The organism is Oceanobacter sp. 5_MG-2023 (assembly GCF_030548165.1).
In the GTDB taxonomy this organism is placed as follows: Bacteria; Pseudomonadota; Gammaproteobacteria; order Pseudomonadales; family Oceanobacteraceae; genus Oceanobacter.
On sequence record NZ_JAUORS010000023.1, the window covers coordinates 1 to 12,133 of the forward strand.

General features: G+C 49.5%; 7 protein-coding genes. 6 read left to right on the top strand and 1 reads right to left on the bottom strand.

The window, feature by feature from the left end:
- The 6 genes from Q4551_RS13695 to Q4551_RS13720 form a co-directional block, all read left to right on the top strand.
- A partial coding sequence (locus tag Q4551_RS13695) for an Hpt domain-containing protein (protein ID WP_303434429.1) occupies window positions 1-6,236 on the top strand: 6,236 nt, incomplete at its 5' end.
- On the top strand, window positions 6,237-7,295 hold the full coding sequence (locus Q4551_RS13700) for a chemotaxis protein CheB (protein ID WP_303434430.1): 1,059 nt from the start codon (window positions 6,237-6,239) through the stop codon (window positions 7,293-7,295). It abuts the gene before it with no gap.
- Window positions 7,270-7,746 (top strand): chemotaxis protein CheW, encoded by a 477-nt coding sequence (locus tag Q4551_RS13705; protein ID WP_303434431.1) that lies wholly within the window; start codon window positions 7,270-7,272, stop codon window positions 7,744-7,746. The genes Q4551_RS13700 and Q4551_RS13705 overlap by 26 nt, the downstream gene beginning before the upstream one ends.
- A gap of 274 nt (window positions 7,747-8,020) precedes the next feature.
- Window positions 8,021-8,893 (top strand): glycosyltransferase family 2 protein, encoded by an 873-nt coding sequence (locus tag Q4551_RS13710; RefSeq protein WP_303434432.1) that lies wholly within the window; start codon window positions 8,021-8,023, stop codon window positions 8,891-8,893.
- A 69-nt stretch (window positions 8,894-8,962) separates the two neighbouring features.
- Window positions 8,963-9,685, top strand: coding sequence for a hypothetical protein (locus Q4551_RS13715; RefSeq protein WP_303434433.1), 723 nt, complete (start codon window positions 8,963-8,965; stop codon window positions 9,683-9,685).
- 172 nt (window positions 9,686-9,857) lie between these two features.
- Window positions 9,858-10,796: a glycosyltransferase family 2 protein gene (locus tag Q4551_RS13720; protein WP_303434434.1), complete on the top strand. Its 939-nt coding sequence runs from the start codon at window positions 9,858-9,860 to the stop codon at window positions 10,794-10,796.
- A gap of 110 nt (window positions 10,797-10,906) precedes the next feature.
- Here Q4551_RS13720 and Q4551_RS13725 read toward each other — a convergent pair whose 3' ends face one another.
- The gene (locus Q4551_RS13725; protein ID WP_303434435.1) at window positions 10,907-11,956 is read right to left on the bottom strand and encodes a polysialyltransferase family glycosyltransferase; all 1,050 of its coding nucleotides are present in this window, start codon (window positions 11,954-11,956) and stop codon (window positions 10,907-10,909) included.
- Window positions 11,957-12,133 lie beyond the last annotated feature (177 nt).

Consider the following 12,133-nt stretch of genomic DNA (forward strand, 5'->3'; position numbering starts at 1 on the left):
CAGAGCCAGAGCCAGAGCCAGAGCCAGAGCCAGAGCCAGAGCCAGAGCCAGAGCCAGAGCCAGAGCCAGAGCCAGAGATTATTACGACAGCTGCTCCTGTTGCCGCCGCTTCTGCGGCTGTCTCCGCAGCACGAGCAGCGTTACCGCCAGCTCCGGTCTCCGTTGCCGATCTGTTGGTCGAAGTTGATGACGATCTGATCGATGATGAAATCATCGAAATCTTCCTGGAAGAAGCGGAAGAAGTCACCGAGACACTGAAAGAATACTGGCCTCGCTACAAACAGGATATTGCCGACGCCGAGTCATTGACGACGGTCAGGCGAGCGTTCCATACCCTGAAGGGCAGTGGTCGTATGGTTCAGGCTCTGATTATCGGAGAGCTGGCCTGGTCGATTGAAAATATGTTCAATCGGGTGATCGACAAGACCATTTCAACCAGCGACAACCTGATTGATGTGGTTGAACACACCATGAGCGTCTTGCCGGCGTTGATTGACGATTTCCGTCAGCGTGGTGGTCCGAGTGTCGATACCCAGCCATTGATGGATTACGCCCACGCGCTGGCTGCAGGACTGACGGTACCCGATCTGGCAGAAGTGCTGGGAAGTGGGCCAGCAGCTGCCACGGCAGAGGCTTCTGTCACTGAACAAGCAGATACGGAACAAACGGCTACTGCAGTTACTGCAGCAGACAGCGATGTTGATGACAGTCATGAAACTGATGACGACAGTGCTTTACTGGAAGTATTCGTCCAGGAAGCGAACGGTCATCTGGAAACCGTCAATGACTTTGTTGAAACATCTCGCCGGAGTTATTTTGATAACCCGCTAGGTGATCAGGTACAGCGAGCCCTGCATACCCTCAAAGGTAGCGCACATATGGCAGGCATCAGCAGTATTGCTTGTCTGGCTGCCCCACTCGAACGCTTGCTCAAGGAATTACGGGCCTATCAGGTCAGTAACAGCGAACAGCTGGTTGAACTGATAGACGATGGCGCGGTATTTATTGCCTCGGCACTGCAGAATAAAACAGACCTGTATCGAAACCTGACGGATGCGGAACAAGCGTATCTGCAGCGAATAGAACAGGTTGAGCAGTCGTTGCTGGCAACCTTGTTGCAGAATGACAACACGGTCATCAAGACACCCAACCCCCAGGCTATTTCACAATTCCTGGCGAATGGTATGGACTCGTTGCTGGAAGCCGATTTACTGCTGCGGCAGTGGCAGAAAAGTGGTGACTTCAGTGTTCTGGATGCCCTGTGCCGCGATCTGGTTGAAGTGGCCGATGGCGCTGAACAGGCGGAACAACCGCGTATCCATGAACTGGCTACCAGCTTGCACGGCTTTTACTTGCAGGCCAGTCAGTCTGGGGAAAAAACCCAGGCTGCAGAACAAAATAACTGGGCTGAACTGGCAATGGAAGGCCAGGAGCAATTACTGAACATGATGGACTGCCTGGCCGCAGGGCAAGCGCTTGAGCGGCCAGCCATTCTGGATCGTATTCTGGGTATTACCCATCTGCTGAAAGCCTGGGCAGAGGATGCCGATGCCAAGGCAAAGGTTGACGAAAGCCCTTTTGGAGAAGCGCCGGGAGACATTCCCGCTGACGATGATATGGCCGTTGCACCGGTAACGGATACCATCCAGGCGACCACCGACCTTGCTGCCGGCGCAGATGATGTTGATCAGTTAAGTGACCACTCCGTTGGATCTGCATGGCATCAGCCCACCCCGGAAAACGATACGGGTGAAGCTGTTGCGACGCTGGCCGACGCTATTAACACTCCGTTCTCCAGTGCCGGGAACGCTGCCCCGACGACACTGGATATTGAACCGGTAGTAACGGGTTCTGATGATCACCGTGATTTTGAAGACGAGCCGTCTTTTGAGTTGGCCGGTGATCAATCCAGTATTGAAACGGCTCAGGTATCTGCGCCAGAGGCCACTCAAACTGTCTCTGAGGCAGAGTTGCCGCTCCTGTCGGACGAACCTTTTATTCCTCGTCAGCTGGACGATTCTGATGGGGCCGACGCTGATTTTAGCGACCTGGGACATACCATCGAGCTGGATTTCTCTGCCAGTGATGATCGTGAGCTCCCAGATACACCGGCCACGATCGAGTACAGCCCGCTCTCTGACGTCGAAGATACAACAACTCCAGATTCGCATGATCAGACAACGGCATGGCAGACGTCTGACTCCGTGCATCAGAATACTGAAGTGTCGCCGGAAACTGGTTTGGAAGGTACAGACGTTCCGCTGGTGCATGAGTCTGACACAGCAGAACCATTACTACCGGTCATTGACGATCGCTTGCTTGATTTGCCTGGTACGCTGGAAGTAGAAGAATCCGCTGTCGATTTTCAGGATGCTATTCCGGTTATCGATGACAGCATGGTTGAGCTGTCAGAAACGCTGGAAGTAGAAGAGTCCGCTGTCGATTTCCAGGATGCTATCCCGGTTATCGATGACAGCATGGTTGAGCTGTCAGAAACGCTGGAAATAGAAGAGTCCACTGTCGATTTCCAGGATGCTATCCCGGTTATCGATGACAGCATGGTTGAGCTGTCAGAAACGCTGGAAGTAGAAGAATCCGCTATCGATTATCAGGATGCTATTCCGGTTATCGATGACAGTATGACTGGCTTGCCGGATACGCTGGAAGTAGAAGAATCCGCTATCGATTTCCAGGACGTTATCCCGGTTATCGATGACAGCATGATCGAGTTGTCAGATACGCTGGAAGTTACAGAGTCTGATACAGATTTACAGAACGGTTTGCTGTCGTTGTCCGACACACTTGAGATCGAAGAATCTCAAGACTGGGTTCCTGTCGTTGATGACAGCATGATTGAACTGTTGGATTCCCTCGAAGTGGCGGAAACCGACCCACAGGACGATCTGGTTCCGCTCATCTCTGATGATACCGTCGAACAGATTGATACGCCTGAAGCGACCGATGACCAGGAAACGCTGGCATTGACCGTCGAGGCTATTGAAGTACCCACCATTGCGTCCAGCGAAGCGGTTATCAGTACGCCATCGGCGGAGGCTTTTGCACCACAGACTCCAGATGCTGAAGACTCTCAGGCAACTGATTCACCGCTGACCATTGACGCGGTTGAAAGTCAGCAAACCGTGCAATCGACACCAGAACCGATCGTCGATGAAGCGCCGCCAGTAATGGAGGTGGATGATGGTACGGATGAAATTCTTGAAATCTTCCTCGAAGAAGCAGAAGAAATTATTGAATCTGTCGACCAGATTCTGAGTGAATGGCGGGCCAACCCTGAGAACCTGGTCAATGTTGCTCACTTGCAACGTGATCTGCATACCCTGAAAGGGGGCGCCCGTATGGCCGAACAGGCCGACGTGGCGGCACTGTGTCATGACCTCGAGACTCTGTACGAACGCATCAACAATGGCCGGTTGGGGGTAGAACCCGGACTGTTTACCTTGCTGCAAGCAGCCCATGATGACCTGGGCGGTCAGCTGGACAGCATCCGTTACGGCCAGACTCCCCGCTCGGCAGATAGTATCCTGAGCTCGTTAAAAGCCTATATGCAGGGCGAAGTGGTACAGAACCCGGATGCAGATAGCGCGGATGAGCCTGATATGGCCAGTGATACGAATGTCGCTGCCAAACCGGATCAGAACGTTGAGCATCAGGTAACGCCCGTCGCGGCAGACCAGGTGCTGTCGGAATCACTGGATGAAACCGACCGGGAAATTCTGGAAATCTTTCTGGATGAAGCGGCGGAACTGTACGAGGCACTGGATCAGGCGCTGCAGGAATGGGAAAAAACGCCCACTAATATGGAGCCTGCCAACGAGGCCCAGCGTGTCTTGCATACCTTTAAAGGCGGTGCACGTCTTGCCGGTCTGGTGACTCTGGGCGATCAGGCTCACGCATTTGAAAGTCGTATCTTGCAAGTGCAGCAAGGTTACTTGCAGGCCGACCCTGAATTTTTCAAATCGGCTTATCAGGAACAGGACGCACTGGCTCGTCAGATTGAACAGATCGGTACCATGCTGGCGTCGGGTGAGATGCTCTTGCTCGGTGATGACAGTCTTGAAACTGTGCCGCGAAATACGCCGTCAAATCAGGCGGATTCGACCGACACCGGACTGGATGAGACAACAGAAGCCAGACAGCCTTCTGACTCTTCTGTTAAGGGGCAGGAAACACCTCCAGCCGCTACCGTATCAGAGCCGGCAGTAGTCGCGCCTGTAACACCAGAGGCAGCAACAGAGTCAGCAGCACCGCAGGATACATCGGTAGCCAGTAATGTGGTGCCATTGCGTACGACCCAAGGCACGCCAGTAGCGGCAGCCCCGGTACCAGCCTCCGTCGCGGAAGCTGCCCAACAGGTGGCTGCACGTAAAGCGCCACAAGAGCTGGTCAAGGTATCGGCCGATTTGCTGGATGACCTGGTTAACCTGGCGGGTGAAACCTCGATTGGTCGTGGACGACTGGAACAGCAGGTCACGGATTTCTCCTACACGCTGGAAGAAATGGAAGGCACGCTGGATCGCTTGCGCGACCAGTTACGCCGTCTGGATATCGAGACTGAAGCCCAGGTACTGTTCCGTCAGGAACGCCATGGCCCGGAATATGAAGATTTTGATCCTCTGGAGATGGACCGCTACTCCACCATTCAGCAATTATCCCGTGGTCTGGTTGAATCGGCGTCGGATTTGCTGGATCTCAAGGACACGCTGTCAAACAAAACCCGTGATGCAGAAACCCTGTTGCTGCAACAAAGCCGGGTAAACACCGAATTGCAAGAAGGCTTGATGAAAACGCGGATGGTGCCTTTCCAGCGCCTGGTACCGCGTTTGCGCCGGATTGTGCGGCAGGTCAGTCTGGAGCTCGATAAACAAGTCGAGTTCCAGGTTCTGAACGCTGAAGGTGAGCTTGACCGATCTTTGCTGGAGCGGATGATTTCGCCGCTGGAGCACATGGTACGTAATGCCGTTGACCATGGTATTGAATCCATTGCCGAACGCCGTGCCGCGGGCAAGCCGGATGTTGGTTCGATTGACCTGGAAGTCAGCCGGGAAGGCAGCGACGTTGTTCTGACCTTGCGGGATGACGGTAAAGGTATCAACCGGGATGCGGTGCGTGCCAAGGCCATTGAACGAGGGCTGCTAACAGAAGATGCCCGCATTACTGATCATGACCTGCTGCAATTTATCCTGCAGGCCGGATTCTCCACCGCCGCCAACGTTACCCAGATCTCCGGTCGTGGGGTTGGCCTGGATGTGGTGAGCACGGAAATCAAGCAGATGGGCGGTACGGTTGAAATTCTCTCGGAACAGGGTGCCGGCACTCGTTTTGTGGTGCGCCTGCCATTTACCGTATCGGTTAACCGAGCATTGATGGTGCAGATTGGCGATGATTTGTACGCCATTCCCCTGAATAATATTCAAGGTATTGTCCGGGCCTCCTCGAATGAGCTGCAAGGCTACTATCAGATGCCACCCAACGAGCGCCAGTATCAGTATTCCGGGCAGGACTATCGCCTGGAGTATCTGGGGGTTATGCTCGAAAATGGTTCTCAGCCCAAAGTAGCGAATCAGACCCTGCCATTGCCGATTCTGCTGATCAAGGGGACAGTACCTTATGCCCTGCAAGTGGATTCACTGCTGGGCAGTCGTGAAATCGTGGTTAAGGCCCTTGGGCCTCAGTTTGCCTCAGTGATGGGTGTCTCCGGGGGTACTATCCTGGGGGATGGTAGCGTGGTGATCATTCTCGACCTGCCTGCCATGATCCGTAGTCAGACCTCTCTGGAATACCAGCAAGCACGATTGCTGGATGCCCAAATGGCTGAACAGCGCCACGAACAGGTGGCCAAAGTGTCTCGGGTTCTGGTGGTGGATGACTCGGTAACTGTACGTAAGGTAACTACTCGCTTGCTGGAACGTCATGGCCTGGAAGTGTATACCGCCAGTGACGGTGTGGACGCCATGGCAACCCTGCAGGATCACAAACCAGACCTGATGCTGCTGGATATCGAAATGCCGCGCATGGATGGTTTTGAGGTTGCTTCGCTGGTACGCCACGATCAACGTCTGAAAGATATTCCTATTGTGATGATTACTTCTCGTACTGGTGACAAGCACCGGGATCGGGCGATGGCCATTGGTGTAAATGAATATCTGGGCAAGCCGTTCCAGGAAGAGTCGCTGATGGGAACCATCAATCGACTGCTGGGGCGTGAGGGTCGCTAGGTGATCTTGCCTCGGGTTGGCATTATTGCTGATGACCGCCTGCAACAGCACATGTTGCAGGCTGCCATGGCGCATTTTGGCTTTGAAGTAGTCATCAGTGCCGACCCATCGCGGATGGAATTGATTCAGGGACGAGAGCTGGCGCTGGATGCCTGGCTGGTCGATATCAACCGTGACAACGATGACGAATTGTCCGACTGGCTGGATGAGCTGATGCACGGCCCGGTGCCGGTTCTGGTGGGTATTGAGAAAGCCCCGGCTCGTGGTTGCGACAGCTTGCCACGCTGGCAAAAACGGCTGTATCAAAAACTAAAAGGTATTGTCCCGGTTTCTTGCCAACCACTGGTGGATGAAAGTGTCGCCAGCCTGGAGCGCATCGCGACACCGGTAGAGCGGCAGCCGAGCCGTATCCTGTTGCCAAAAATCTTTAGCACATCGGTATTAACCGGCCAGACTGCCAAGGAAGTATGGGTTTTGGGTGCCTCTCTGGGTGGCCCGGAAGCGGTCAAACAATTTCTTGATGCCTTGCCTGCCGGTCTGCCGGTTGCCTTCGTCTATGCCCAACACATCGACAGTCGTTTTGAAGCAACGCTGACAACCACCATTGGCCGTCATTCAGCCTTGTCATTACGCCTGTTTGGCGATCGGCAACAGCTGAAAAATGGTGATGTCCTGGTCGCTCCTGTTACGGATGAATTTGGTTTTGATAACCAGGGTCAGTTAGTATCGACCCGGCATGACTGGTCTGGCCCGTACGGCCCATCCATTGATCAAGTGATAGTGAACGTACACCAGTATTTTCAGACCCGAATGGGCGTTATCCTGTTCAGCGGCATGGGCAACGACGGTTCTGAAGCGTTGGTATCCTTACCTGAAAGAGAACTGCCGGTCTGGATACAAACCCCGGCCACCTGTGCCAATGCTTCTATGCCTGAAAGTGCGCTTGGTACCGGCCGGGTTTCATTTCACGGCACCCCGTTCCAGCTGGCTAATCAGCTGGTGAATAGACTCAAGAATCACTGGATGAATACCCATGAGCCAGACACCTGCCAATATTGAACAGCCCGGTCAGGTCGATTGCCTGATGATTCCACTGAACGACCGGCAGCTATTGCTCCCGAACGTTACCGTGGCTGAAATCATTCCTTTCTCTCAACTGATGACAACCAACTCCAGAGTCGACTGGATCATTGGCAGCATTCAGTGGCGAGGTATTGGCATACCGGTGATTTGTTACGAACTGCTTAACGGCACGCCGGCCCCACGGCCAAGTCCGGATGCCCGTTTTGCCATTATTAACGGCGTGGGCCAATATTCCGAAATGCCTTTCTTTGGCATCCTGGTGCAGGGTATTCCCAAACTGACCCGAGTCCTGGAGCAGGATATCCAGCAAGTGGATGCTGTGATGGGAATGGGCTCATTGGACCAGATGGCAGTAAGCGTTGAAGGCGAATCTGCATTTATTCCGGATCTTGAACAAATCGAGACGCAGCTTCTGGGTTTGCTGTGATTCTGCTCCGCTGTTTGCCACCACAGACAAGATAACCATGACTCGAATTCTGGCTGCCAGAATGTCTGCATTCGGTTTTTTCCAGTACACCCTTGTGTTATTGGAGAGATCCAGTGTATGGAATCAAACATCGGTGAATCGTTTTTAGAGCTACGATAGATCTGGATTTTCAGGGATTACTGTTTCAGATATAATTGCTATGGAACTTTCTCACTCGAACCATTCTTCTGATCTGAATGTGTTCCCCCCGAAAAGAGCTGGAATACATACAAATATGCTTAAACTTTCCATGAACCTGCTTATCAAAAATGAAGTTGATATTATCGAGGATAATATCAGATTTCATTCAAATCAGGGGGTTGATTGCTTTGTTGTGATGGATAATGGCTCAACGGATGGAACCAGAGAGGTTATTGCCGAATTATCAAAAAAACACGAAATGTTGGTGATAGATAGACCAGAACTGGATTATCAGCAGAGTAATTGGAAAACAGAAATGGCTGCAAAATCCCGGCGTATACTGGGTGCAGACTGGAGTATTGCCAATGACGCTGATGAATTTTGGCTGTCTGATAGTGGGGATTTGAAGAGTAATCTGGGTAAATGGGGCTCAATTGTAAAGTGTAGTCGATCCAATATGATACCGGACGATACGTTTTTCTCAGGAGATTCTGACTATCTTGACTTTCCATATCGAGTGAAGTCACCAATATTAAACAAAGGCCAGGATATTATTAATAATGATAGTTTCTCTGTTTTTTTGGGTAATATTAATGGAAAAGTGATAGTTAACAACCATGGATTGTTAAGGGTTAAGGGTGGAAATCATAGAGCCTGGCACTTATGGGGCTTTATAAATCAGACCATTGATCCATCGATTACCGTCTATCACTATCCTATACGGAACAGGGAGTGCTTTGTTAAAAGTATAGAAAACAGAGCACGTCTGCTCAATAGCGGTGTGACAAAGATGGGGGATCATTATCGTCGCTGGGTCAGGATGCTTGATCATGGTTTGCTTGATGAAGAGCTGGAGCGACTCGCATTAAAAAAAGAAACGGCTACAGTGCTTGAGAACTTTGGAATAATAGAAAAAGAACCAGAAGTTGGAAGGAAAATCCGGGAAGTTATGAACTCCAGAAATTAAAAGTGCTTATAAAAATGAAGATGGGTTTTTATGGCTTGAAAAATACAAAATAAATTATTTTGGTGGCTGATGAATCAAATTATTTGTGTGAAATGGGGAGATAAATATCCGTCAAGTTATGTTAATCGACTGTATGATATGATCGAAAAAAACATGGCAGCTGATTTTGTATTATATTGCCTTACTGATGATGCGCGGGATATTTACCCAAAGATCAAACCCTTGCCCTTGGTTAATACGGAAATTTCTGGTTGGTGGCACAAGTTAAGTCTTTTTCAGAAGGATTTTCATCAGCTGGAAGGAGAATTATTATACATGGACTTGGATGTTGTCATCGTTGGTGGTTTGGATGACTTTTTTTCTTATAAACCCGGCAGCTTTTTGATCGCCGAAGACTTGCAAACACGAGGATATAATAGTTCTGTATTTCGTTTTAATATTGGTTCTCAGCCTCAGGTATGGGAAGATTTTTTAGAAAACTCAGCCCAGGTAATGAATGATTATTATGGTGATCAAAACTGGATTACCGAAAAAGTAGATGATGCTGGGTTATGGCCTGAACAGTGGGTGGTTTCATTCAAGAAACAATGCCGGGCACGCATCAAAAACAGCTATGGAATTATCGGTAAGTGGTTAAGAAAAATCGGAGTGATGACAGTAACCGGAGAGGCAATCATACCGGAAGGTGCGAGAGTGATCCAATTTCATGGCAAGCCAGATCCTGACGATGTGATGGATGGACCTTACGATATATACCGTAAGGCACCATGGATAAAAGAATATAGAGGTTAAAAACGTTGGTAGTGACAAAATAATAATAAATTGATTCTGTGCGGAATTTATTTTAATTGAATAGATAAGTCATATATTGGTCTTGATTTTTGAAAGCTAATGAAGAAAACCTGCTTGTGAGATGGCTAGCCTTATATTAATTGGAAGAAATGTCATATCTGGTAAGATTGATATGAAGGTTGTGCCAAACCGTATGGTTTTTTTGATAGACTGCTTCAATATCAATCAATTAATGATGAAAATGACTCAAATTATTGTTGCGATACCAACCTATAATCGTGCTGAATTATTGAATAGAGTACTGAAATCCGTTACAAGCCAATCCTTTCGGGATTGGCAAATTCTGTTCGTTGATGATGCCAGCTCAGATCATACTCCTGCCACCATTGCTGAGTTTCAATCCTGTTACCCAGGTAAGATCCATTATCGATGCATGGAAAAAAACAGTGGTGTTAACGCTGTGCGCAACCGGATAGTGGAAGAAGTCCTGACGATAAATAAAGAGGCCTTCGTTGTCTGGATCGATGATGATGATTATCTTGCCGAAGAATGTCTTGAAAAAATAACGACCGCAATCAAGAAAAATCCAGGATACAACTGGTATTCATTGGACTGTCAATTTGAGAATGGAAAACCTATTTCGAAAATCAGCCGCTATGGTGAAATGAATTACCTGAATGATTATATGTTCGGGAAACGTATGCGTGGTGATATGACTCATGTTGTCAAAGCTGATGCGATTGGAAATTCCCGCTTTACGACTCAGTTCCGGAATGCTGAAGTATGGTATTTCTGGTGTCAACTGGCTGAAAAAATGCCTCTTTTTGCTGTTAATGAAGTGGGTTCTATTAAGGAGTTTCTACCGGATGGCATTACTCAAAGTGGTTTTAATCGCGATAAGGCAATACAGGTTCTACAGTTAAAAATTGATACGCTGAAAAATATGGTCGATGAGACAAAACTGGTACATCAATATGTCTCACTGGCAAAACTGCTGCTAGCCAAAGGGAAGAAGACACAAGCCAGGAAATATTTGCTGCAGGCCTGGCGATTGAAGCCAGGATACGTCCGGCAGTATCGTTATTGGCTCAAGATCCTGTTTTCATCTTGAGCTTCAGGGGACATCCATTTAATCCTGCACGGCTCTGCGCGAGTGTTGCCGTTGTTCAGGGCAAGGCGACGAATGCAGCGAAATGACGAGTCTTTTTCAAATTCCCCCCTTTAAGCTTGTTTCATTTTAACGTCAATTTTCTTGAATAAATGAACAAGTGCCTGCTGCTGATTATCCTGCTGCAGTGAACAAACGACCAGTTCAGGCCTTAGCCATTTGGCAATCAATAATGTTGATGATACATCTCCCCATATTTCACACTGGTTTGGCAGGTGTGGCAGCATGGCTTCAAAGCTGATTCCGGCTGGAAGCAAGGTAACGCCTTCCGCTTGTAGATGCAGTACATCCGGGCCGCTGTTGCGTGGATGATACTTTGCCGCGACCTGTTTTCCATCCCGTATCATCTGCTGCAGAATTGCCATGATCCGCTGTTTATAGGCGGGATCTTTTTCAAAGAGCGACTCGTGGGGCAGGGTGAATAAAACATCCAATGGCTGCAGCTGTCGCGGGTCAAATCCATGTTGTTCCATCAATTGAGAAGACAAGGCCAACAGAGGTGGTGCGGTAAAGCCACTGGCGCTTAATTGTACAATGTGTTTGTTTTTCAACAGTGGGTGGATATGTTCTGGAAAGGCGGCATACACATATTGGATCCAGTCGGAACCACCCACCGTTGGCGGATTTTTCCACCAGAAGCCATAGCTGAGTTTTTTGGCCAGGTTATCCAGCACTTTGTCACCAAAGCCGGAGGATGCTTTCCTGCCCATATAGGTGAATGTTCCCTCATCCATATAGTGACCAACCGGTTTGCAGCCAAGGCTATCGGCTATATGCATGCTGTACTGGAATTCGATACGCCGGTCGTTACCAACAAACAGATTGGCTGGTCGTAATCTGTTGATAAGCGCTTCGAGTTTGGTAAACAGCAATTTGCGTTTTTTGAGCTTATTTCCCAGGCCTTTGAAGCGGCCATAAAAGAGCTGGACGCTGGTAAAAGGTGACTGTGGCCAGTCTTGCACCAGTGTATACAAAGGAAATTCCCGCTCTTCCGGTTGATCAATAAAGACGAGATGCGCCTGCTCGTCAGTGCGCTCTGCGGCGATCACTGCCGCAGCGTATAAATGCAAGATTGTAGAAGCAAAATAGACAGTATTGGTCATTGTTCTGAGCCAGCAGGCAAACGTGGGATGGCAGTTTACCTGCTGGTCTGGTTTCTACCAAACCGGGAGTTTGCCTGTTTGTGCTGTTGTTAATCATCTGGTTTCTGAACTCGATGGCATGCGGGACGTGAGAGCCAGTTATTGCCGATATCGAATGACGCTACATAAGTAAAAACC

What these genes read in the sequence shown, in the direction of transcription:
- Q4551_RS13705 (WP_303434431.1), top strand. Translation starts at nt 7,270, where the DNA reads ATGAGCCAGACACCTGCCAATATTGAACAGCCCGGTCAGGTCGATTGC.
- Q4551_RS13710 (WP_303434432.1), top strand. Translation starts at nt 8,021, where the DNA reads ATGCTTAAACTTTCCATGAACCTGCTTATCAAAAATGAAGTTGATATT.
- Q4551_RS13715 (WP_303434433.1), top strand. Translation starts at nt 8,963, where the DNA reads ATGAATCAAATTATTTGTGTGAAATGGGGAGATAAATATCCGTCAAGT.
- Q4551_RS13720 (WP_303434434.1), top strand. Translation starts at nt 9,858, where the DNA reads ATGAAGGTTGTGCCAAACCGTATGGTTTTTTTGATAGACTGCTTCAAT.
- Q4551_RS13725 (WP_303434435.1), bottom strand. Translation starts at nt 11,956, where the DNA reads ATGACCAATACTGTCTATTTTGCTTCTACAATCTTGCATTTATACGCT.